This window comes from Enterobacter sp. K16B, from assembly GCF_020216105.1.
In the GTDB taxonomy this organism is placed as follows: Bacteria; Pseudomonadota; Gammaproteobacteria; order Enterobacterales; family Enterobacteriaceae; genus Enterobacter; species Enterobacter sichuanensis.
In genome coordinates, this window is sequence record NZ_JAIWJZ010000096.1 from 1 (window position 1) to 21,279 (window position 21,279).

The following is a 21,279-nucleotide window of genomic DNA, read 5'->3' on the forward strand; positions in this document are numbered from 1 at the left end:
GAGTGCAGGCGTTCCACCTCCAGCAAAATGGCGCGGATCATCTGCGCGCGCTCCGGCACCACAATCCCCATGCCGTTCTCCACCGAAGTGGTGTAGGCGGTACTGTGGGCGAAGCCGCAGATGCCGCACACACGGTCAGAAAGAAACGTGACTTCGTTGTAGCCCATGCGGGTTTCCGCCAGCTTTTCCATACCGCGATGGACGTAGAACAGGCGGTAGTCGGCGTCGATAATGTTTTCGCCGTCAACGAACAGGCGGAAGTGGCCCGGCTCATCGGAGGTGACGTGCAGCGGGCCGATCGGCACCACGTTGTTCTTCTTGCTGCCCAGCTCGTTGATAAACTCGTAGGTTTCGCTGTCGGTGGTCGGCGCCGGGCGCTGACGGTAGTCCATGCTGTCTTTGCGCAGGGGATAAAGATCATCCGGCCAGTCGTCCGGCAGCACCAGGCGGCGCTCATCCGGCAGGCCGACCGGCACCAGGCCGTACATGTCGCGCACTTCGCGCTCGCCCCAGACGGCGGCAGGTACGCGCGGGGTGACGGACGGGTATTCCGGTTTATTTGGATCGACTTCCACGCGCACGGTGAGCCAGCACTTCTCCCCCTGCTCCATCGACATCACGTAGTACACAGCGTAATTGCCGCACAGCTGACGCTCGTCGTTGCCGAACAGCACCGACAGCCAGCCGCCCTGCTGGTAGTAGAGAAACTCTACCACTTCCGGCAGAGAGTTCACTTTTACGGTGATGGTTATCTGGTCTTTGGTTTGCCAGGACTCCTCCAGCACCACGCCGGGGAAAGCCTGATGCAATGCGGCGAGATACTGCTGACCTTTCTTTTCTTCAGACATAAAAACTCTCTTTAATCACGCCACCAGCAAGGAGACGAACGCTAAAAATGCAAAACCAAAACCGGCCCAGGTGATGCGCGACGTTTCCACAAAACGCAGGCGCGCCATGCTGTTTTCAAACAGGGCAATCACCAGCACGCCGACCAGCAGCTTGAGGGCGGCCACCACCACGGCCAGTACCAGACTGCCCGCGGAGAAGTGCGTCATCTGCCCCCACGGGAAGAAGACGCCGACAAACATCTGCAGCACCACCAGCTGTTTGAGGCTGATGCCCCACTTCAGCACCGCGAAGCCGTAGCCGCTGTATTCCGTGAGCGGCCCTTCCTGCAGTTCCTGCTCCGCTTCGGCCAGATCGAACGGCAGCTTGCCCATCTCGATAAACGTGGCGAACGCGCAGGCGCAGAGCGCCAGCACCAGCGGAATGGTGCGGGCAAGCGGCCAGTGGTAAACGGTGTGGGTGATAAAGCTGATATGGGTTGAACCCGCGACCTGCGCGGCGACCCACAGCCCCAGCAGCAGGATCGGCTCAACCAGCACGCCCAGCATCGCCTCGCGGCTGGCACCGATGCCGGTAAACGGGCTCCCGGTGTCGAGACCCGCAATCGCGAAGAAGAAGCGGGCGATGGCGAAAAGGTAGATCAGCGTAATCAGATCCCCGAGCGCAGGCAGGGGCGAGCCCACCGTCACCACCGGCAGCGCGGTGGCGATGGTCAGCATTACGCCCACCATCACAAACGGCGTCAGGCGGAAGACCCAGCCTGCGGCATCCGGGGCGACGCTCTGACGCAAGAGCAGCTTGAAGAGATCGCGGTACTCCTGAAGCACGCCAGGCCCGCGACGGTTGTGCATCCGGGCGCGCGCCACGCGGCTTACCCCGGAAAGCAGCGGCGCAGCGGCGAACAGCACCAGCGCCTGAAGAATTGCCAGTAACAGACTCATGTCAGGCTCCTCGTGAAATCACAATCACCACCAGCACCGCCAGCTCGATGACCGCCAGACGGCGGAACAGCACAGGCGCGGCGGCACTCTGCCAGCCCGGCACCCACTGCACCGGGTTCAGCCAGTGGCGCAGCTTCAGCACGGCGGCGAAGTTCTCTTTCACCGGCATGGCGAAACCGTGAGCGGTAATCACCATCGACTGTTCGTGTTCATAGCCGCAGGCCCACGCTGTCCCGCGCGAGCGGGAGACCAGTCGGTCGCGTTTGAAGAACAGCATCAGGATGAGCGGCAGCAGCGGTGTGCCAATCAGCAGCAGCGCGACCATTGGCTGGGAAACGGTGGTATTTGCCACGGTCAGCGGCAGCGGAATGGCATTACCCAGCAGCGGCAGCAGCCACGGCGCGGCCACGCCGCCCGCGATGCAGCACAGTGCCAGCGCAACCACGCTTGTCCCCATCAGTACCGGTGCGCAGCAGGCGTTTTCCGCCTCACGCGTACGCGGCGCGCCGAGGAAGGTGACGCCGTAAACTTTCGCCATGCACATCACTGCCAGCGCCCCGGTAATCGCCAGCCCGACCGCCAGCAGCGGCCCCAGCAGACGGGCGATAAACGCCTCGCTCTGGCCGAGCGCGAAGAAGGACTGGTAGATCACCCACTCCCCGGCAAAGCCGTTCAGCGGCGGCAGCGCGGCCATCGCCATCAGCCCGACCAGCATGGCGAGAGATATCACCGGCATTTTTTTGCCAATGCCACCGAGCTTTTCGATGTCGCGATGACCGGTGCGGAACCAGACGCTTCCCGCCCCCAGGAACAGGGTGCTTTTGAACAGGCTATGGTTGACGAGGTGATACAGACCGCCGATAAACCCGGCGGCAATCAGCGCCGGTTGATTGAGCGCCAGACCGGTCACGCCCGCGCCAAGACCGAGCAGGATGATGCCGATATTTTCAAGGGTGTGATACGCCAGAAGACGCTGAATATTGTGTTCCATCAGCGCGTACAGCCCACCGACAAAGGCGGTAACCATACCGGCGAGAAGCAACACCACGCCCCACCACAGCGACGGCTGGCCGCCGGTCAGGGTGATCGTCAGAATGCCGAACAGCCCGACTTTCATCACGACCGTGGAAAAGAGCGCAGCGGCGGGCGCTGAGGCATTCGCGTGCGCCTGCGGCACCCAGCCGTGCAGCGGGATGATCCCGGCCAGCAGGCCAAAGCCCACCACGCCCAGCAGCCAGACGTCGCTGCCCAGCGGCTGACCGTTAAGCGCCGCGAAGTCCAGCGTGCCGAAGCGTTGCCACACCCGCCAGCAGGCCAGCGCCAGCAGCAGCGTCCCGAGGCGTCCCAGCGCAAACCACAGTTTGCCGGAGGTACTGCACCCCGTCAGGAAGACGCCGCAGAGCGCCATGATCTCCGCCATCACCACCAGTGCGCCGAGGTTGCTGGCGGTAACGGTGCAGACCGCCGTCGCCATCAGCAGATTAATCAGCAGGCCGTTGGCCCTGGTGTTTTGATGGCGGTGCCAGTCGATATTGAACAGGCTGATAAACAGCCCGCACAGGCCAAACGTCACCAGCCAGATGGCGTTCAGCGGCGTGATCGCAACGGTGTGACGGATGAGCGGCATGAGCGTGTCCACGGTGTGTCCGTCGAGCAGAACCATCCCGCCTGCCGCCAGCGTCATCAGGCTGCCGACCGCCCCGCCAATCCCGGCGACCCAGCCGCTCAGGGTTTTATGGAATGACAGAAGCCACGCCAGAACCGCGGTGGCCGCAAAGTACGCTACCGCGCTGGTCATCATCATCGCCGCGTTCATTTCGCCCCCTCGTTAAGCGTCTGTAGCAGAGAAAGGTCGCCAAAATCGCTGTTGATGGTCAGCTCGCGTTTACGCTTGCGGGTACGGGCGATGTCGCGAATGTTAACCAGAATCAACGCGTTGGTTGGGCAGGTGCGCACGCAGGCCGGGCCTTGTTCATCAAAGCTGCACAGATCGCACTTCACCGCAACGGCGCGGATGCCGGGCACCCAGTCCAGCAGCGTGCTGACGCGTGCCGGAGCAGGCGGCGCGGGCGGCGCGGGCGGGGCTTTTGGCGAGTTGGCATTCGCCGGGATATGCAGCGGGCGGCTGCCGGAAAATTCAATGGCGCCGAACGGGCAGGCAATGCCGCACAGCTTGCAGCTTACGCACAGGCTTTCGTTCAGCTGGACAGCGCCGTCCACGCGGGTGATGGCATTTACGGGACAGACACCCGCACAAGGGGCATCTTCACAGTGATGGCAGAGCTGCGGGGCAGACTCTTTTTCATTACGCATGACGTGCAGGCGCGGCATGGACTGCAGCCCATGCAGGCGATGCGTTTCCGAACACGCCGCCTCACAGGTTCGACAGCCAATACAGACCGTCGAGTCAGCAATTACAAAACGGTTCACCGGGTCATCCTCTGGTGATAGTCATTTTTGACGAAAAACTGTCTTGTCGACACTTTTCGACACACAGGGGTCAGGCCACGTTCGCTGAGGCATTTCCGTCCATCAGCTGCTTCAGGTTGACCGGGAGATCGTGTTCAACGGCGGCGTACAGGCTGTTATAAACCGGGGCGATTTTTTCCAGATAGTGCTCCAGCACCTGCTGGCGATCGCGGTTGCTGACGTGGCCGTCCACCATGCCGTCGGCCATCAGCTGTGCTTTCGCAATACACTGTTTTTCGCCGTCTTTTGTCTCAAGGTGGTACTCAATGGTGTGGCTGTTGAAGTTATCCGCCAGGGTGACATTGATGATGAAATGGCCGAAGAGGACAAAGCGCATGTCCCCCTGCGCCGCACAGCTCATCGCATGGTGAAGACGCGCTTTCGAGAGGGTGATGCCCTGAACCAGAGAGTTGCAGTAAAGATGCCACTGGTCCTGTAACTGCTGATGACGCTGCGCGATGTAATCTGCTTTTTCGCTGATTTCCCAAATAGTCATAAAAGGTATCCGTTTAATGGAGATAGCGGCTGTTAAGCAGATTCCATGCCACTTTTTATCCTGCTGATTTTTAATAGTTTTAATTAAAAACTGGCTGTCAGCTTTGCGGTGTCGACGTGTCATTTCGACAGCGTTGACATCGACACGCCTTAACAAAAATCAAGATGGCATTGTTATTGCATTCAATGGCGCAATTCATTGAGGAGGCGTCATGCACGAAATCACCCTCTGCCAGCGGGCTCTGGAACTTATCGAACAGCAGGCTGTGCAAAACCACGCAAAACGCGTCACCGGCGTCTGGCTGAAGGTCGGGGCGTTTTCCTGCGTCGAAACCAGCGCCCTGACCTTCTGTTTTGAACTGGTGTGCCGCGGCACGCTGGCGGAAGGCTGCGAACTGCATATTGAAGAGCAGCAGGCGGAGTGCTGGTGCGAGCAGTGTCAGCAGTACGTCACCCTGCTGTCGTCGAAGGTACAGCGCTGTCCGCAGTGTCAGAGCACCTTTCTTCGTATCGTGGCGGATGACGGCATGCAGATCCAACGCCTCGAAATCGAGAAGGAGTAAGTATGTGTAGTACCTGCGGTTGCGCCGAAGGCAACCTGTATATAGAAGGGGATGAACATCACCCCCACTCCGCGTTTCGCTCCGCGCCCTTTGCACCTGCCCCACGCCCTTCTGCGGCATTGACCGGGATCGCTTTCTCCCCGCAACGATCCGATGCGGGCGATCTTCACTACGGCCACGGCGAAGCGGGTACCCACGCGCCGGGCATCAGCCAGCGTCAGATGCTGGAGGTGGAAATCAACGTACTGGACAAGAATAACCAGATCGCCAACCGTAACCGTGCCCGCTTCGCCGCCCGCAGACAGCTGGTGCTGAACCTGGTCTCCAGCCCCGGCTCCGGCAAAACCACGCTGCTCACGGAAACGCTCAACCGCCTGAACGGGCGCGTCTCCTGTGCGGTGATTGAAGGCGATCAGCAAACCGTTAACGATGCGGCGCGCATTCGCGAAACCGGTACCCCGGCGATCCAGGTGAATACCGGCAAGGGCTGCCATCTCGATGCGCAGATGATCGCCGACGCCGCCCCGCGCCTGCCGCTTGAAGATAACGGCATCTTGTTTATTGAAAACGTCGGTAACCTGGTCTGCCCGGCGAGCTTCGACCTGGGCGAACGGCACAAAGTCGCGGTGCTTTCGGTGACCGAAGGCGAAGACAAGCCGCTGAAGTACCCGCATATGTTTGCCGCCGCCTCCATCATGCTGCTCAACAAAGTCGACCTGCTGCCGTACCTGAACTTCGACGTGGATAAATGCCTGTCCTGGGCCCGCGAGGTGAACCCGGATATTGAGATCCTGCTGGTCTCCGCTACCCGCGGCGACGGCATGGACAGCTGGCTACACTGGCTGGAGAACGAACGATGTGCATAGGCGTACCGGGACAGATTCATGCCATTGACGGTAATCAGGCCAAAGTTGAGGTCTGCGGCATCCTGCGCGACGTCGACCTGACGCTGGTGGGCAGCAGCGATGAAACCGGCGTCTCGCGTCTCGGCCAGTGGGTGCTGGTCCACGTGGGGTTCGCCATGAGCGTGATTAACGAAACGGAAGCCCGCGACACGCTGGAGGCGCTGCAGAACATGTTCGACGTGGAGCCGGACGTGGGGGCGCTGCTGTATGGCGAGGAGCGATAATCATGCGTTACGTGGATGAATACCGTGCGCCCGAGCAGGTACTGCAGCTTATCGGGCATCTGAAAACGCGTGCGGCGCTGCTGGACTACACGGCGGAAAACCCGCTGCGGATCATGGAGGTGTGCGGCGGACATACGCACGCCATTTTCAAATTTGGCCTCGACCAGCTGCTGCCGGAGAACATCGAGTTTATCCATGGCCCCGGCTGTCCGGTCTGCGTGCTGCCGATGGGGCGCATCGACAGCTGTATCGAGATTGCCAGCCGGCCCGGCGTCATTTTCTGCACCTTTGGCGACGCGATGCGCGTTCCGGGGAAAAACGGCTCGCTGCTGCAGGCAAAAGCACGCGGAGCCGACATCCGGATCGTCTATTCGCCGATGGATGCCCTGACGCTGGCAGCGGATAACCCCACGCGCAAAATCGTGTTTTTTGGCCTGGGGTTTGAAACCACCATGCCCGCCACCGCCATTACGCTGCAGCAGGCGAAAGCGCGCAGCGTCGATAACTTTTTCTTCTTCTGCCAGCATATTACGCTCATCCCCACGCTACGCAGCCTGCTGGAAGCGCCGGGAAACGGGATTGACGCCTTCCTGGCGCCGGGCCATGTCAGCATGGTGATTGGCACAGATGCCTACGGTTTTATCGCTGAACAGTACAATCGTCCGTTAGTGGTCGCTGGTTTCGAACCTCTTGATCTACTGCAAGGTGTCACCATGCTGGTTGAGCAGAAAATAGCGGCCCTGAGTACCGTGGAAAACCAGTACCGCCGCGTGGTGCCGGATGCAGGAAATGAACGGGCACAGCAGGCGATAGCCGACGTGTTTTGCGTCGAAGGCGACAGCGAATGGCGTGGCCTGGGACTGATTGCCGAATCCGGCGTGCGCCTGACGCCGGCCTATCGCGCGTTCGACGCCGAAGCGCATTTCCGCCCGCAGCCGCAGCAGGTTTGCGACGATCCGCGGGCCCGCTGCGGCGAGGTGCTCACCGGTAAATGCAAGCCTCATCATTGCCCACTATACGGCAACACCTGTAACCCGCAAACGGCGTTTGGCGCGCTGATGGTCTCCTCCGAAGGGGCGTGTGCCGCGTGGTATCAGTATCGCAACCAGGAGAGTGAAGCATGAAGACGGTTGAAATGGCGCACGGCAGCGGCGGACAGGCGATGCAGCAGCTGATTAACCGGCTGTTTATGGAGGCCTTCAGCAACCCCTGGCTCGCCGAGCAGGAAGACCAGGCGCGCATTGACCTCGCGACCCTCACCGCGCAGGGCGACAGGCTGGCCTTCTCCACCGACAGCTACGTGATTGACCCGCTGTTCTTCCCGGGCGGCGATATCGGCAAGCTCGCTGTCTGCGGCACGGCGAACGACATCGCCGTCAGCGGTGCCATTCCGCGCTACCTCTCCTGCGGATTTATCCTCGAAGAGGGGTTAGCGATGGAGACGCTCACGGTGGTGGTCAACAGTATGGCGCAGACCGCCCGCGAGGCAGGGATAGCTATCGTCACCGGCGATACCAAAGTGGTGCAGCGCGGCGCGGCCGACAAGCTGTTTATCAACACCGCCGGCATCGGGGCGATCCCCGCCGATATTCACTGGGGCGCGCAGCGCCTCAGCACAGGCGACGTGCTGATCGTGACCGGCACGCTGGGCTGCCACGGCGCGACCATCCTCAACCTGCGCGAAGGTCTGGGGCTGGACGGTGAACTGCGCAGCGACTGCGCGGTGCTGACCCCGCTGATCCAGACGCTGCGTGCAGTTCCCGGCGTGAAAGCGCTCCGGGACGCCACGCGCGGCGGCGTGAATGCCGTGGTCCATGAATTTGCGGCAAGCTGCGGATGCGGGATTGAACTCACCGAGCGCAGCCTGCCCGTAACGCCCGCCGTTCGTGGTCTGTGTGAGCTGCTGGGGCTTGACCCGCTCAACTTTGCCAACGAAGGCAAGCTGGTGATTGGCGTTGAACGCGCTTCTGCACCCACCGTTCTGGAACAGCTGCGGGCACATCCGTTTGGACACGAGGCGGCGATAATTGGTGAAGTGGTTGAGCGCAAAGGGGTGCGCCTGACCGGGCTGTATGGCGTGAAACGGACGCTGGATTTGCCGCACGCGGAACCCTTACCCCGAATTTGCTAGGCCGCGCCATAAGCGGCCAGCGTGGAATTTTTGCTCGTTTCTACTGGAAAGCACTATGCCATATACACCGATGAGCGATCTTGGACAGCAGGGGCTGTTTGACATCACGCGCACACTTTTACAGCAGCCCGATCTCGGCGCGCTGAGCGATGCCCTGACGCGTCTGGTCAGGCAATCGGCGCTGGCCGACAGCGCCGCGATTGTGCTCTGGCATAGCGGTACGCATCGCGCGAGCTACTACGCAACGCGTGATAATGGCAAAACGTTTGAATACGAGGATGAAACGTATCTGGCCCATGGCCCGGTGCGCCGCATTCTCTCCCGGCCTGAAGCGCTGCACTGCAACTTTGAGGCGTTCCGACAGGCGTGGCCGCGGCTGGCGGAGAGCAATCTGTATCAGCCCTTCGGGCATTACTGCATGTTGCCGCTGGCGGCAGAGGGCCAGATTTTTGGCGGCTGCGAGTTTATCCGCACCACCGACCAGCCGTGGAGCGAGGCGGAATACGAGCGCCTGCATACCTTCACCCAGATTGTGGCCGTCGTCGCGGAGCAGATCCAAAGCCGCGTGAACAATAACGTCGATTACGACCTGCTGAGCCGCGAGCGCGACAACTTTCGTATTCTGGTCGCCATCACCAACGCCGTGCTCTCCAGGCTCGATATGGATGAGCTGGTCAGCGAGGTGTCAAAAGAGATCCACCACTATTTCAAAATCGACGCCATCAGTATTGCGCTGCGGGGGCACCGTAAGGGCAAGCTGAACATCTACTCCACCCACTATCTGGATGAGGCTAACCCTGCCCATGAGCAGAGTGAAGTGGACGAAGCCGGTACGCTTTCCGAGCGGGTCTTTAAAAGCAAAGAGATCCTCCTGCTCAACCTGAACGAGCAGGATACGGTGGCACCCTACGAGCGGATGCTGTTTAACACCTGGGGCAACAAAATCCAGACCCTGTGCCTGCTGCCGCTGATGTCCGGCGACACCATGCTCGGCGTGCTAAAGCTGGCCCAGTGTGAGGAGGGAGTATTTACCACCGCCAACCTGAAGCTGCTGCGTCAGATCGCCGAGCGTATTTCCATCGCCCTGGATAACGCCCTCGCCTATCAGGAGATTCATCGCCTGAAAGAGCGGCTGGTGGATGAGAACCTCGCCCTGACCGAACAGCTCAACAACGTGGACAGCGAGTTTGGTGAAATCATCGGGCGCAGCGATGCGATGTACAGCGTGCTCAAGCAGGTGGAGATGGTGGCGCAAAGCGACAGCACGGTGCTGATTCTGGGCGAAACCGGCACGGGTAAAGAGCTGATAGCCCGCGCCATTCACAACCTGAGCAACCGCAACAGCCGACGGATGGTGAAGATGAACTGCGCAGCCATGCCAGCGGGGCTGCTGGAAAGCGATCTGTTCGGTCACGAACGCGGCGCGTTCACCGGGGCCAGCAGCCAGCGTCTGGGCCGCTTTGAACTGGCCGACAAAAGCTCGCTGTTCCTCGACGAAGTGGGCGATATGCCGCTGGAGCTACAGCCAAAACTGCTGCGCGTCCTGCAGGAGCAGGAATTTGAGCGCCTGGGCAGCAACAAGCTTATCCAGACTGACGTGCGGCTGATTGCCGCCACCAACCGCGACCTGAAAAAAATGGTCGCCGACCGCGAGTTTCGCAGCGATCTCTACTATCGCCTGAACGTGTTCCCGATCTGCCTGCCGCCGCTGCGCGAACGGCCGGAAGATATCCCCCTGCTGGTCAAAGCGTTTACCGCGAAGATTGCCCGCCGGATGGGGCGCAACATCGACAGTATTCCTGCCGAGACGTTACGCACCCTCTCCTCGATGGAATGGCCCGGCAACGTGCGCGAGCTGGAAAACGTCATCGAACGTGCGGTGCTGCTGACGCGCGGCAATGTGCTGCAACTCTCCCTGCCTGAAGTTACGCTGCCTGACGTAACCGCGCCCGCCGCCGAGACGGCAAAAGAGGGAGAAGATGAATATCAGCTCATTATGCGCGTGCTGAAAGAGACCAACGGCGTGGTCGCCGGACCGAAAGGTGCCGCCCAGCGACTGGGGTTAAAACGCACCACCCTGCTGTCGCGCATGAAGCGTCTTGGGATCGATAAAGAGAGCCTGGTCTAACACCTTATCCCGGCGGTGTTTTCTGACACCGCCTTTTGTCACCCTGCGCAATTGTCCCTCATTGACACAAAATCGTTTCCTCTGTATAAAATTCCGCCTTAATAATGAGTTTCATTTGCATCAATAATAATATTAATCAAGGGTAGCGTTTCATGAAGAAGGTCATCTGCGCGTTAGGCCTGGCGGTTGCGTCGGTCAGTTCTGCTCTGGCAACCACATATCCTCTGACCATTGAAAATTGTGGCTATAAAGAGACATTCACTAAAGCGCCGGAACGCGTCGTGGCCCTGGGTCAGAATACCGTCGAAATTTTGCTCCTGCTGGGCCTGGAAGACAAAGTGAAGGCCAGCGCCTTCTGGCCGACCAAAGTGCTGCCGCAGCTGGCTGAACAGAACGCGAAAATTAAAACCCTGACGGTAGAAATTCCTACGCTTGAATCTGTTCTCGCACAAAATCCTGACTTTGTCCCCGCGCAGACTCCCCTGCTGCTGGGGCCTGAAAGTAAGGTTGCCAAACGCGACGATCTGATGACTCTGGGCGTGAACAGCTACGTGTCCCCGGGCATGTGCGCGACCAAAAAAGCCACCGGCGATATGTACGGCAGCCGCCAGAAACTGTGGGATATGACCTATCTCTATCAGGAGATTGAGGATTTCGCCAAAATCTTTAACGTGGAAGATCGCGGTCAGGCCGTGATTGCCGATTTCAAAAAACGTGAGGCTGACCTGCGCCAGGAATTCAGTAAAAACAAAAAAGATCTCTCCTTTGTTTTCTGGTTCTCAAGCTCCTCCCCGTCTGCGGACGCCTACGTCGGCGGTAAAAATAGCCCTTCCGGATTTATTGCCAGCCTGCTGGGCGGCCATAACGCCATCACCTCCGAGACCGAATGGCCAACCGTGGGCTGGGAAAGCATTATTGCCGCTAATCCAGATGTCATTGTGGTCTCAAGCCTCGACCGCAACCGCTGGGCACTGGATAACGCGGAAGAAAAAATCAAATTCCTCAAAAGCGATCCGGCAGTCAGCCAGCTGGACGCGGTGAAAAAGGGTCATATCGTGGTGATGGACGGCCAGGCGATGAACCCGACGATCCGCACGATTTACGGGGCTCAGCAGGTTGGCGAACAGCTCAGAAAACTGGGGCTGAACTGATGACCACCGCCGTCCTTCAGGCCAGGCAGAGCCTGGTTCTGACGACCTCGTGTTTGCTTGCCTTTGTCCTGCTATTTCTGGTTATCGCGCTGAGCGTCAGCGTCGGCGAGCTGTCCATTCCGCTGCAGAACGTCTTTTATGCCATCAGCAATAAAATGGGGCTCACCGGGGTTCCGCTCAACCGTATCTATGAGAGCGTCATCTGGGACTTTCGCCTGAGCCGCGCGCTGGTGGCAGCCTGCTGCGGCGCGGGGCTGGCCATCTGCGGCGCCGTATTGCAGAGCCTGCTGAAGAACGCGCTGGCGGAGCCATACGTGCTCGGCGTATCCGCCGGCGCGTCGACTGGCGCGGTCTCCGTGGTGGTGTTGGGGATCGGCACCGGCGCGGTGTCGCTTTCTGCGGGTGCCTTTGCCGGGGCGTTCGCCGCCTTTGCGTTTGTCGCGTTTCTGACCAACGGCGCGCGTGGCGGAAATGAACGAACCATTCTGGCGGGCGTTGCGGCCTCGCAGCTTTTCAACGCCATTACCGCCTACACCATCAGCACTTCCGCCAGCGCCCAGCAGGCGCGTGACGTGATGTTCTGGCTGCTGGGCAGTTTCAGCGGCGTGCGCTGGCCCGAATTCCAGCTTGCCCTGGTGGTGGTGCTGATTGGGTTAGCCGTGTGCCTCTACTATTCCCGGGCGCTGGATGCCTTTACGTTCGGCGATGACGCCGCGGCGTCGCTGGGCATCGCCGTCCCGTGGGTACGTCTGGCGCTCTTTACCACCACCGCGCTGATCACCGCGACCATCGTCAGTATGGCGGGCTCAATCGGCTTTGTCGGGCTGGTGGTGCCGCACGTCATGCGTTTCCTGTTCGGGCCGCTGCATCGTACATTGCTGATCGCCAGCGCGCTGGCAGGGGCGATCCTGATGGTGCTGGCGGACATCGCTTCGCGCATGCTGATCGCCCCGCAAAGCCTGCCCGTCGGCGTCGTGACCGCGCTGGTTGGCGTTCCGTTCTTTGCCGTGATTATCTACCGCTCAAGGAATAAGTGATGAGTATCTGCGCTGAACATATTACCTGGAAGGTGGGTAAAAAAGTCATCGTTAATGACGTTTCGCTGACGGTGTCTCGCGGGGAAACGGTCGGCTTGCTTGGCCCCAACGGCTGCGGTAAATCATCGCTTCTGCGCATTCTGGCTGGTCTGCGCCGCCCGGACAGCGGCAGCGTTACCCTGGACGGTCAGGACATCGCCCGCATCGCCAAAAAACAGCTTGCCCGCCGGGTGGCCTTCGTTGAACAGCACGGGATGACCGACGCGAACATGCGCGTGCGCGACGTGGTGAAGCTCGGGCGTATTCCGCACCACTCCGCTTTTTCCAACTGGAGCAGGGATGATGACGAAACCGTCACCGCCGCACTGCAACGGGTGGATATGCTGGATAAAAGCGATCAGGGCTGGCTGAGCCTCTCTGGCGGCGAGCGCCAGCGCGTCCATATTGCCCGCGCCCTGGCCCAGACCCCGACGGAAATCCTGCTCGATGAACCGACCAACCACCTGGATATTCATCATCAGATGCAGCTGATGCAGTTGATCAGCGAATTACCGGTCACCAGCATTGTCGCCATCCACGATCTCAACCACGCCTCGATGTTCTGTGACTCGCTGATTGTGATGCAGAAAGGGCAAATTGTGGCCACAGGAACGCCGCAGGAGATTCTCTCCGAGGCGCTGCTCTGGGATGTTTTCCGGGTAAAAACCAAAATCGAAATCTCGCCGTTCCATGGCAAAAAGCATATCCACTTTATCGTTTAGGGGCGAGTGAACAACGATGCCCCTTCGCCCTGCCACCGCGCTCTGGCCGCCCGTTTTACTGGGCAGCCAGTTTGTTTTTAACATTGGCTTTTACGCCGTTGTCCCCTTCCTGGCGATATTCCTGCGCGACGATATGCTGCTCTCCGGCGGGCTGATCGGGCTGATCCTGGGGCTACGCACGTTCTCCCAGCAGGGGATGTTTATCGTCGGGGGCGCGCTCTCGGACCGCTTTGGCGCAAAAGTCGTGATCCTGAGCGGGTGTGTTATCCGCGTCGCGGGCTATCTGCTGCTGGCGTTCGGGGAATCGCTGTGGCCGATTATTCTGGGCGCGTGTCTGACAGGCGTGGGCGGCGCGCTGTTTTCTCCGTCTATTGAGGCATTGCTGGCGAAAGCAGGCACGCACAGCGAGGCGAAAGGTAAACGAAGCCGGGCGGAGTGGTTCGCGCTCTTTGCGGTTTGCGGGGAACTCGCTGCCGTACTGGGCCCGGTTGCCGGCGCCCTGCTAACCGGCCTGGGCTTTCGTCAGGTGGCTCTCGCGGGGGCAGGCGTCTTTATCGTTGCGCTGGTGGTGCTCTATTTTTGCCTGCCCGCGTCACGCCACGCCGCGCAGACGCTAAAGCTCGTTCCCTGGTGGACGACGTTCCGCCAGCCCCGCTTTGTCGCCTTTATCATTGCCTACAGTTCGTGGCTTTTAAGCTATAACCAGCTCTATCTGGCGCTGCCGGTAGAGATCCAGCGCTCTGGCGGTAACGAGAAAGATCTCGGCCCGCTTTTTATGCTGGCCTCCGTTCTGATCATCACCTTACAGTTGCCGCTGGCGCGTTTCGCCCGGCGTGTGGGCGCTGTGAGGATCCTGCCGGTGGGCTTTTTGCTGCTCTCCGCCGCCTTTGCAAGCGTGGCAATGTTTGCGTCGACGGCACCGCCAGAGGGCTGGCTGCGCCTGCTGCCGTCGATCTGTTTCGTGACCCTGCTGACGCTGGGACAGATGCTGCTGGTGCCATCGGCTAAGGATCTGGTCCCGCGCTTTGCCGAAGAGTCCACGCTGGGGGCACATTATGGCGCACTCGCCACCGCTGGCGGCATTGCGGTACTGGCAGGAAACTTGTTGTTTGGTAGCCTGCTGGATCGCGCGCTGGTGCCCTCAACGCAGGCAATGTATCCCTGGCTGCTGCTGGCCCTTTTCCCACTCTGCAGCGCGCTGGCCCTGAACGTGATTTGCCGCCCGCTGAGACGCTGAACCGGTCACTTTTTCGGGCGATACTTTTCAGGCAGCTCCGGCACGGGACGACGGTCATCGATCAGATGACGAACGGTCAGGATCGGGTGACGCCATAACATACGCGGGCCAGCCCAGCGCATAATCTGCTTCATCTCTTCCCGTTTTGCAGGCTGGTAGCAGTGCACCGGACACTGTTTGCAGGCAGGCTTTTCTTCACCAAATACGCATTTATCCAGACGCTTATCGGCGTAGGCATTCAGCGCCTGATAATGCCCCTCTTCCGCAGAGGCCTGAGGACACTGCTTCTGATACAGCGCGATCATTTTCGCGATGGTCTCTTTTTCGCGTGAAATTCGTTTACCGGACATAGCGACTTACCGAACAATAAAGTGCAAAAATAATACACCTTTCAATGCAGAATTTCAGTTTTTGCATGCGGTTTTCTGAAGCCTGATTCCAGTTTTAGCCCTGCACCGCCAGACAATCACTGGTATTTTATACAGGCATCAGTAATGACTTTTATCCGTGTTGTCGGGAGACCCTATGCAAGAACTCGCTATCAACAAACCCTATCGCCATTTAACAGTGGGATATTTCAGAAAGCGCCATGAAGACCGCAATACCAAGATACCGAAGCGCTACAGCGTGCATGCGGCGCTGAGCTTAAAAGGAGACTGGCTTGAACAGGCAGGGTTTACCACCCACTCCCGGGTTCGCGTGGGCGTTGAGCATGGAAAAATAGTCATTGAGTTAGTGTCGGAAGATGCCTCGTAAAGCGACGACATTTTTCTGCGCCGTACCTTTTTTTCATGCGACAATAGAAGGAACAAACGGCCACTGAGCCGCTCAAAACGGTTTATATTCAAAGAAATGGACATCATAACTCCATGAGCACACTAGACAATTTCGACGCCCATACCCCCATGATGCAGCAGTATCTGAAGCTGAAAGCACAGCATCCGGAAATCCTGCTGTTTTACCGTATGGGCGATTTTTACGAGCTGTTTTATGACGATGCTAAGCGTGCATCGCAGCTGCTCGACATCTCGCTGACCAAACGTGGTGCATCGGCGGGTGAGCCTATTCCTATGGCTGGTATCCCCCATCATGCGGTAGAAAATTACCTGGCGAAGCTGGTGAATCAGGGGGAGTCCGTCGCCATCTGCGAACAGATCGGCGATCCCGCGACGTCCAAAGGTCCGGTGGAACGCAAAGTCGTGCGTATCGTCACGCCAGGCACCATCAGTGATGAAGCTCTGCTGCAGGAGCGTCAGGATAATTTGCTTGCCGCACTGTGGCAGGACGGGAAAGGCTTTGGCTACGCGACGCTCGACATCAGCTCCGGACGTTTTCGTCTGAGTGAACCGGCTGACCGTGAAACGATGGCTGCTGAACTGCAGCGCACCAATCCGGCAGAATTGCTCTATGCCGAAGATTTTGCCGAAATGGCGCTCATTGAAGGCCGCCGCGGGTTACGCCGTCGTCCGCTGTGGGAGTTTGAAATTGATACCGCGCGCCAGCAGCTGAATCTGCAGTTTGGCACCCGCGATCTGATTGGCTTTGGTGTCGAAAATGCCCCACGCGGGCTGTGTGCGGCAGGTTGCCTCCTGCAGTACGTGAAAGATACCCAGCGCACCGCCCTGCCGCATATCCGCTCGATCACCATGGAGCGTCAGCAGGACAGCATCATCATGGATGCCGCCACGCGCCGTAATCTGGAGATCACCCAGAACCTGGCGGGGGGCGTCGAAAATACGCTTGCCTCGGTCCTCGACAGTACGGTGACACCCATGGGCAGCCGCATGCTGAAACGCTGGCTGCACATGCCGATTCGCGATACCGGGACGCTTGTTTGCCGTCAGCAGACGATTGCCGCGTTGCAGGATCGCTATACCGAGATACAGCCCGTCCTGCGCCAGGTGGGCGACCTGGAGCGTATCCTGGCCCGTCTGGCTCTGCGGACCGCGCGTCCACGCGATCTCGCGCGGATGCGTCACGCGTTCCAGCAACTGCCAGAGCTGCGTGCTCAGTTGAGTGACGTTGACAGCGAGCCGGTACAGAAACTCCGCGACACCATGGGCGAATTTACCGAGCTTCGCGAGCTGCTCGAACGCGCCATTATCGATGCGCCTCCGGTACTTGTTCGTGATGGCGGCGTGATTGCCCCTGGCTACAATGCGGAGCTGGACGAATGGCGCGCGCTGGCCGACGGCGCGACGGACTATCTTGATAAACTGGAAATCCGCGAGCGCGAACGTCTTGGACTCGACACCCTGAAGGTCGGCTATAACGCGGTACACGGTTACTATATTCAGATCAGCCGCGGGCAGAGCCATCTGGCACCGATTCACTATGTGCGTCGCCAGACGCTCAAAAACGCTGAACGCTATATTATTCCCGAGCTGAAAGAGTACGAAGACAAAGTCCTCACCTCCAAAGGCAAAGCGCTGGCGCTGGAAAAACAGCTGTATGACGAGCTGTTCGACATGCTGATGCCGCATCTGGCCGACCTGCAGTTAAGCGCCAGTGCGCTGGCAGAGCTGGACGTGCTGGTGAACCTGGCTGAGCGCGCTGAAACGCTGAATTATACCTGCCCAACCTTTACCGACAAACCCGGCATTCGTATTACCGAAGGCCGTCACCCGGTGGTTGAGCGAGTGTTGAATGAACCGTTCATCGCCAACCCGCTGAGCCTGTCACCGCAGCGAAGAATGCTGATCATTACCGGTCCGAACATGGGCGGTAAGAGTACCTATATGCGCCAGACGGCACTGATTGCCCTGCTCGCCTATATTGGTAGCTACGTTCCGGCGCAAAAAGTGGAGATTGGCCCCATCGACCGGATCTTTACCCGCGTGGGTGCAGCGGACGATCTGGCGAGCGGTCGCTCAACCTTTATGGTCGAGATGACCGAAACGGCTAACATTCTGCATAACGCGACGGAGCACAGCCTGGTGCTGATGGACGAAGTGGGACGCGGAACATCAACCTATGATGGTCTGTCGCTGGCCTGGGCCTGCGCGGAAAGTCTCGCGAATAAAATCAAAGCCATGACGCTGTTCGCTACCCACTATTTCGAGCTGACGCAGCTGCCGGAAAAAATGGAAGGGGTGGCTAACGTTCACCTTGATGCGCTGGAGCATGGCGACACCATCGCCTTCATGCACACAGTGCAGGATGGCGCAGCGAGCAAGAGCTATGGCCTGGCCGTCGCGGCGCTGGCAGGGGTACCGAAAGAGGTGATCAAGCGCGCGCGTCAGAAGCTGCGTGAGCTGGAAAGCCTGTCCCCCAACGCGGCAGCGACGCAAATTGATGGCACGCAGATGTCGCTGCTGGCGCCTGCGGAAGAGACATCACCGGCGGTGGAAGCGCTGGAGAATCTCGACCCGGATTCCCTGACGCCGCGCCAGGCGCTGGAGTGGATTTATCGGTTGAAGAGTCTGGTTTAGTTCTCTGCGGTATTTGCCCGGTAGCGATGCGCTTACCGGGCTTTTTTTTACAACAACGGCGGGATCGTTGGCACCTGCGGTGCCTCATCAATATCCTTCTGCGTCATACGAAACGCTTCCGGATAGTGCTCGCGGCTGGTACGACGCAGCGGTTCGGTATCGCGCCAGGTATACAGACAATGCTGGCACTGATAAACCGTCCAGACCCCTTTCACCGGTGAGGTTGCCATCACTTCAATATGTTGATCGGCACAACGTGGACAAATCATCTTTTCCTCCTTATTGACGTGCTGCCAGCATGGCGGTCAGTTTTTCAGCCCAGGCTTTGGTTTCAGGAAGATCCTGTACCGGCTGGCTATAATGGCCACGGTTGTCCGGTGCCACAGGCGTGGTGGCATCGATAATCAGTTTGTCGGTAATGCCTGCCGGGCTGGAGCCCGGATCGAGTTCAAGCACCGACATATTCGGCAGTTGCACCAGATCCCCTGCCGGGTTTACTTTCGACGACAGCGCCCACATCACCTGCGGGAGGTTGAACGGATCGACATCCTCATCCACCATAATCACCATCTTCACGTAGCCCAGACCGTGCGGCGTGGTCATAGCGCGTAAACCGACCGCGCGGGCAAAGCCGCCGTAACGTTTTTTGGTGGAGATAATCGCCAGCAGACCGTGGGTGTACATCGCGTTCACCGCCTGCACTTCCGGGAATTCTGCTTTCAGCTGCTGGTAGAGCGGCACACAGGTAGCCGGCCCCATCAGATAGTCAATCTCGGTCCACGGCATGCCAAGGTAGAGAGATTCGAAAATCGGTTGGGTGCGGTAAGAGACCTTATCAATTCGCACTACCGTCATGTTACGCCCGCCGGAATAGTGCCCGGTAAACTCACCGAACGGCCCTTCGATTTCACGTTTACGGCCCTCAATCACCCCTTCCAGGATCACTTCAGAGCCCCACGGCACATCAAAGCCGGTCAGCGGCGCGGTGGCTATCGGGTACGGGCTTTCACGCAGCGCACCCGCCATTTCATACTCGGATTGATCGTATTTAAGCGGCGTCGCGCCCATCAGAGTGATAATGGGATCGTTGCCGAGCGTAATCGCCACCGGCAGATCTTCACCGCGCTCTTCCGCTTTGTGCAGATGCAGGGCGATATCGTGCATCGGTACCGGCTGCAGGCCAAGCTTACGCTTGCCCTTCACTTCCATGCGGTAGATCCCGACGTTCTGCTTGCCGAAATTATCCGGGTCGAGCGGATCGCGTGAGACTACGCACGCTTTGTCGAGATAGAAACCACCGTCACCGTCGTTCAGGCGAAACAGCGGCAGAATATCGAACAGGTTAATGTCCTCACCGTCGACCGTATTCTGCGCCCAGGCCGGATTAGCCCGCCGTTCAGGCGTGACGGGGAATTTATCCCAGCGACGAATAAACTCGTCGATCTGTTTTTTCACCGGCGTATTGGCCGGAAGCCCCATTGAGATGGCATGGTTCTGCCAGGAGCCTATCGTGTTCATCACCACCCGGGCATCGGTGAAGCCGCGAATGTTATCGAACCACAACGCCGGCGCGCCGTCACCGATGCGTCCCGTCGCGTTGGCTGCCGCCGCCAGATCTGGCTCGGCGTTCACCTCTTCCTCAATTTTCAGCAGTTGCCCTTGCTCATCGAGCGCCTGCAGGAAGCTTCTCAAATCATCAAATGCCATCTTTATTCTCCTGTGAAAAATGTTTCGCTTCGCGTAACCCGTTCCAGCGGCGCGCTTTTTTATGCTCCAGACCAAACTGATCAAGCACGCGCGTCACGATATGCCAGGTGATGTCATCGGCGGTTTGCGGATGGTTGTAATACGCAGGCATGGGCGGCACCATCGCCACACCCATGCGGGAAAGTGCGAGCATGTTTTCCAGATGAATGGTGCTGAGCGGCGTTTCACGGGGAACCAGCACCAGCTTGCGCCCCTCTTTCAGCACCACATCGGCCGCACGGCCCACCAGCCCTTCGGCGTAACCGGCACGGATGCCCGCCAGCGTTTTCATGCTGCAGGGAATGACGATCATGCCGTCGGTGCGAAACGAACCGGAGGAGATGGTCGCGGCCTGGTCCGCCGGGCTGTGGACCACGTCAGCCAGAGCAGCGACATCCTGCGCGGTGCAGGACGTTTCCAGCTCAATGGTGGTTTTTGCCCACTTCGACATCACCAGGTGGGTCTCCACCTCCGGCATTTCCCGCAGCGCCTGCAGCAGCGCCACGCCCAGCGGAGCCCCCGTTGCCCCCGTCATTCCCACGATCAATCTCATTCAGCACCTCAATATTTTGTTCGCACACGAACATTATAGATAAACTACTCCCGGATCGTTTTTCTGACAAGATCGTTCGTACACGATCACACGAATTGCTAAAAGTTGCTGCGTTAAAATCCAGAGCAATAGCGGCTATGATAGAGGGAGATTTTTTCCGTCGGAGTGTTCATGGAACTAAGACAAGAGGCGTTCCACCTGTTACGTCAGCTTTTTCAACAGCATACCGCGCAGTGGCAACATGCCTTACCGGAACTGACCAAGCCGCAATATGCGGTGATGCGCTCAATTGCTGAGCATCCGGGTATTGAACAGGTGGCATTGACTGAAGTGGCGGTCAGCACGAAAGCGACTCTGGCGGAAATGCTGAGCCGCATGGAGGCGCGCGGGCTGGTCAAACGCGAGCACGACCCGGCAGATAAGCGCCGCCGCTTTGTCTTCCTGACACCAGAAGGTGAAGCCCTGCTTGCAGGCTGTAAACCGGTGGGCAACGCGGTGGATGAAGCGTTTTTAGGACGTTTAACCGAGAATGAGCGCAAGCAGTTCACGGCAATGATCAGCAAAATGATGGCTAAGGAATAGCCATGACCCCATGAAAACGCACACCGGTCAACCGCGGTGCTCAATCAACCAGAAAAGAAAAAGGCCCGTCTCACGACGG

Annotated in this window: 22 protein-coding genes; 13 read left to right on the forward strand and 9 right to left on the reverse strand. The window is 59.0% G+C overall.

From position 1 onward, the window contains the following. From LDK53_RS17315 to hycA, 5 genes are all read right to left on the reverse strand, one after another. A partial coding sequence (locus LDK53_RS17315) for an NADH-quinone oxidoreductase subunit C (RefSeq protein ID WP_225287666.1) occupies positions 1-848 on the reverse strand: 848 nt, incomplete at its 3' end. A 15-nt stretch (positions 849-863) separates the two neighbouring features. Continuing rightward, positions 864-1,787: a respiratory chain complex I subunit 1 family protein gene (locus tag LDK53_RS17320; protein WP_225287667.1), complete on the reverse strand. Its 924-nt coding sequence runs from the start codon at positions 1,785-1,787 to the stop codon at positions 864-866. Between the two features lies 1 nt (position 1,788). Then, the gene (hycC, locus tag LDK53_RS17325; protein ID WP_225287668.1) at positions 1,789-3,603 is read right to left on the reverse strand and encodes a formate hydrogenlyase subunit 3; all 1,815 of its coding nucleotides are present in this window, start codon (positions 3,601-3,603) and stop codon (positions 1,789-1,791) included. Beyond that, complete coding sequence (locus LDK53_RS17330) at positions 3,600-4,217, reverse strand: 4Fe-4S dicluster domain-containing protein (protein WP_225287669.1); 618 nt, start codon at positions 4,215-4,217, stop codon at positions 3,600-3,602. Before LDK53_RS17330 ends, hycC begins: the two co-directional genes overlap by 4 nt. A gap of 70 nt (positions 4,218-4,287) precedes the next feature. Next, complete coding sequence (gene hycA / locus LDK53_RS17335; protein ID WP_025757092.1) at positions 4,288-4,752, reverse strand: formate hydrogenlyase regulator HycA; 465 nt, start codon at positions 4,750-4,752, stop codon at positions 4,288-4,290. A 211-nt stretch (positions 4,753-4,963) separates the two neighbouring features. Here hycA and hypA point away from each other — a divergent pair, with 211 nt between their 5' ends. The 10 genes from hypA (at position 4,964) to LDK53_RS17385 (ending at position 14,888) form a co-directional block, all read left to right on the forward strand. After that, a complete protein-coding gene (gene hypA, locus LDK53_RS17340) occupies positions 4,964-5,314 on the forward strand; it encodes a hydrogenase maturation nickel metallochaperone HypA (protein WP_025757091.1) in 351 nt (116 codons plus the stop codon). 2 nt (positions 5,315-5,316) lie between these two features. Further along, positions 5,317-6,180 carry a hydrogenase nickel incorporation protein HypB gene (hypB, locus tag LDK53_RS17345; protein WP_047959342.1) on the forward strand — a complete coding sequence of 288 codons (864 nt, stop codon included), beginning with the start codon at positions 5,317-5,319 and terminating at the stop codon, positions 6,178-6,180. After that, positions 6,171-6,443, forward strand: coding sequence for a HypC/HybG/HupF family hydrogenase formation chaperone (locus tag LDK53_RS17350; protein WP_025757089.1), 273 nt, complete (start codon positions 6,171-6,173; stop codon positions 6,441-6,443). The genes hypB and LDK53_RS17350 overlap by 10 nt, the downstream gene beginning before the upstream one ends. Before the next feature lie 2 nt (positions 6,444-6,445). Continuing rightward, positions 6,446-7,567 (forward strand): hydrogenase formation protein HypD, encoded by a 1,122-nt coding sequence (gene hypD, locus LDK53_RS17355; protein ID WP_225287670.1) that lies wholly within the window; start codon positions 6,446-6,448, stop codon positions 7,565-7,567. Next, on the forward strand, positions 7,564-8,574 hold the full coding sequence (gene hypE, locus LDK53_RS17360; RefSeq protein ID WP_225287671.1) for a hydrogenase expression/formation protein HypE: 1,011 nt from the start codon (positions 7,564-7,566) through the stop codon (positions 8,572-8,574). Before hypD ends, hypE begins: the two co-directional genes overlap by 4 nt. A 55-nt stretch (positions 8,575-8,629) precedes the next feature. Then, positions 8,630-10,702, forward strand: a complete 2,073-nt coding sequence (gene flhA / locus LDK53_RS17365) for a formate hydrogenlyase transcriptional activator FlhA (protein WP_045286034.1) — start codon at positions 8,630-8,632, stop codon at positions 10,700-10,702. Between the two features lie 152 nt (positions 10,703-10,854). Then, the gene (locus tag LDK53_RS17370) at positions 10,855-11,853 is read left to right on the forward strand and encodes an ABC transporter substrate-binding protein (RefSeq protein WP_025757086.1); all 999 of its coding nucleotides are present in this window, start codon (positions 10,855-10,857) and stop codon (positions 11,851-11,853) included. Continuing rightward, positions 11,853-12,890 (forward strand): FecCD family ABC transporter permease, encoded by a 1,038-nt coding sequence (locus LDK53_RS17375; RefSeq protein WP_095449236.1) that lies wholly within the window; start codon positions 11,853-11,855, stop codon positions 12,888-12,890. Before LDK53_RS17370 ends, LDK53_RS17375 begins: the two co-directional genes overlap by 1 nt. After that, the gene (locus LDK53_RS17380) at positions 12,890-13,651 is read left to right on the forward strand and encodes an ABC transporter ATP-binding protein (protein ID WP_225287672.1); all 762 of its coding nucleotides are present in this window, start codon (positions 12,890-12,892) and stop codon (positions 13,649-13,651) included. Before LDK53_RS17375 ends, LDK53_RS17380 begins: the two co-directional genes overlap by 1 nt. A 16-nt stretch (positions 13,652-13,667) precedes the next feature. Beyond that, positions 13,668-14,888, forward strand: coding sequence for an MDR family MFS transporter (locus tag LDK53_RS17385; protein ID WP_225287673.1), 1,221 nt, complete (start codon positions 13,668-13,670; stop codon positions 14,886-14,888). A gap of 5 nt (positions 14,889-14,893) precedes the next feature. Here the strand turns inward: LDK53_RS17385 and LDK53_RS17390 are convergent, their stop codons facing one another. Next, entirely contained in the window at positions 14,894-15,238 is a 345-nt protein-coding gene (locus LDK53_RS17390) for a nitrous oxide-stimulated promoter family protein (RefSeq protein WP_225287674.1), read from the reverse strand. 175 nt (positions 15,239-15,413) lie between these two features. On the opposite strand from LDK53_RS17390, the gene LDK53_RS17395 reads away from it, so the two are divergent. Beyond that, the gene (locus tag LDK53_RS17395) at positions 15,414-15,644 is read left to right on the forward strand and encodes a SymE family type I addiction module toxin (RefSeq protein ID WP_225287675.1); all 231 of its coding nucleotides are present in this window, start codon (positions 15,414-15,416) and stop codon (positions 15,642-15,644) included. Between the two features lie 113 nt (positions 15,645-15,757). Beyond that, a complete protein-coding gene (gene mutS, locus LDK53_RS17400) occupies positions 15,758-18,319 on the forward strand; it encodes a DNA mismatch repair protein MutS (protein WP_088244348.1) in 2,562 nt (853 codons plus the stop codon). Between the two features lie 47 nt (positions 18,320-18,366). Here the strand turns inward: mutS and LDK53_RS17405 are convergent, their stop codons facing one another. The 3 genes from LDK53_RS17405 to LDK53_RS17415 are packed head-to-tail and all read right to left on the reverse strand — an operon-like array spanning position 18,367 to position 20,618. Beyond that, a complete protein-coding gene (locus tag LDK53_RS17405) occupies positions 18,367-18,588 on the reverse strand; it encodes a non-oxidative hydroxyarylic acid decarboxylases subunit D (RefSeq protein ID WP_225287676.1) in 222 nt (73 codons plus the stop codon). 10 nt (positions 18,589-18,598) lie between these two features. Then, positions 18,599-20,026, reverse strand: a complete 1,428-nt coding sequence (locus LDK53_RS17410; protein ID WP_095452111.1) for a non-oxidative hydroxyarylic acid decarboxylases subunit C — start codon at positions 20,024-20,026, stop codon at positions 18,599-18,601. Beyond that, positions 20,016-20,618 (reverse strand): non-oxidative hydroxyarylic acid decarboxylases subunit B, encoded by a 603-nt coding sequence (locus tag LDK53_RS17415; RefSeq protein ID WP_047959362.1) that lies wholly within the window; start codon positions 20,616-20,618, stop codon positions 20,016-20,018. Before LDK53_RS17415 ends, LDK53_RS17410 begins: the two co-directional genes overlap by 11 nt. Before the next feature lie 171 nt (positions 20,619-20,789). On the opposite strand from LDK53_RS17415, the gene LDK53_RS17420 reads away from it, so the two are divergent. After that, positions 20,790-21,200, forward strand: a complete 411-nt coding sequence (locus LDK53_RS17420; RefSeq protein ID WP_047959363.1) for a MarR family winged helix-turn-helix transcriptional regulator — start codon at positions 20,790-20,792, stop codon at positions 21,198-21,200. Positions 21,201-21,279: the final 79 nt, after the last annotated feature.

What these genes read in the sequence shown, in the direction of transcription:
- LDK53_RS17320 (WP_225287667.1), bottom strand. Translation starts at nt 1,787, where the DNA reads ATGAGTCTGTTACTGGCAATTCTTCAGGCGCTGGTGCTGTTCGCCGCT.
- hycC (WP_225287668.1), bottom strand. Translation starts at nt 3,603, where the DNA reads ATGAACGCGGCGATGATGATGACCAGCGCGGTAGCGTACTTTGCGGCC.
- hycA (WP_025757092.1), bottom strand. Translation starts at nt 4,752, where the DNA reads ATGACTATTTGGGAAATCAGCGAAAAAGCAGATTACATCGCGCAGCGT.
- hypA (WP_025757091.1), top strand. Translation starts at nt 4,964, where the DNA reads ATGCACGAAATCACCCTCTGCCAGCGGGCTCTGGAACTTATCGAACAG.
- hypB (WP_047959342.1), top strand. Translation starts at nt 5,317, where the DNA reads ATGTGTAGTACCTGCGGTTGCGCCGAAGGCAACCTGTATATAGAAGGG.
- LDK53_RS17350 (WP_025757089.1), top strand. Translation starts at nt 6,171, where the DNA reads ATGTGCATAGGCGTACCGGGACAGATTCATGCCATTGACGGTAATCAG.
- hypD (WP_225287670.1), top strand. Translation starts at nt 6,446, where the DNA reads ATGCGTTACGTGGATGAATACCGTGCGCCCGAGCAGGTACTGCAGCTT.
- hypE (WP_225287671.1), top strand. Translation starts at nt 7,564, where the DNA reads ATGAAGACGGTTGAAATGGCGCACGGCAGCGGCGGACAGGCGATGCAG.
- flhA (WP_045286034.1), top strand. Translation starts at nt 8,630, where the DNA reads ATGCCATATACACCGATGAGCGATCTTGGACAGCAGGGGCTGTTTGAC.
- LDK53_RS17370 (WP_025757086.1), top strand. Translation starts at nt 10,855, where the DNA reads ATGAAGAAGGTCATCTGCGCGTTAGGCCTGGCGGTTGCGTCGGTCAGT.
- LDK53_RS17375 (WP_095449236.1), top strand. Translation starts at nt 11,853, where the DNA reads ATGACCACCGCCGTCCTTCAGGCCAGGCAGAGCCTGGTTCTGACGACC.
- LDK53_RS17380 (WP_225287672.1), top strand. Translation starts at nt 12,890, where the DNA reads ATGAGTATCTGCGCTGAACATATTACCTGGAAGGTGGGTAAAAAAGTC.
- LDK53_RS17385 (WP_225287673.1), top strand. Translation starts at nt 13,668, where the DNA reads ATGCCCCTTCGCCCTGCCACCGCGCTCTGGCCGCCCGTTTTACTGGGC.
- LDK53_RS17390 (WP_225287674.1), bottom strand. Translation starts at nt 15,238, where the DNA reads ATGTCCGGTAAACGAATTTCACGCGAAAAAGAGACCATCGCGAAAATG.
- LDK53_RS17395 (WP_225287675.1), top strand. Translation starts at nt 15,414, where the DNA reads ATGCAAGAACTCGCTATCAACAAACCCTATCGCCATTTAACAGTGGGA.
- mutS (WP_088244348.1), top strand. Translation starts at nt 15,758, where the DNA reads ATGAGCACACTAGACAATTTCGACGCCCATACCCCCATGATGCAGCAG.
- LDK53_RS17405 (WP_225287676.1), bottom strand. Translation starts at nt 18,588, where the DNA reads ATGATTTGTCCACGTTGTGCCGATCAACATATTGAAGTGATGGCAACC.
- LDK53_RS17410 (WP_095452111.1), bottom strand. Translation starts at nt 20,026, where the DNA reads ATGGCATTTGATGATTTGAGAAGCTTCCTGCAGGCGCTCGATGAGCAA.
- LDK53_RS17415 (WP_047959362.1), bottom strand. Translation starts at nt 20,618, where the DNA reads ATGAGATTGATCGTGGGAATGACGGGGGCAACGGGGGCTCCGCTGGGC.
- LDK53_RS17420 (WP_047959363.1), top strand. Translation starts at nt 20,790, where the DNA reads ATGGAACTAAGACAAGAGGCGTTCCACCTGTTACGTCAGCTTTTTCAA.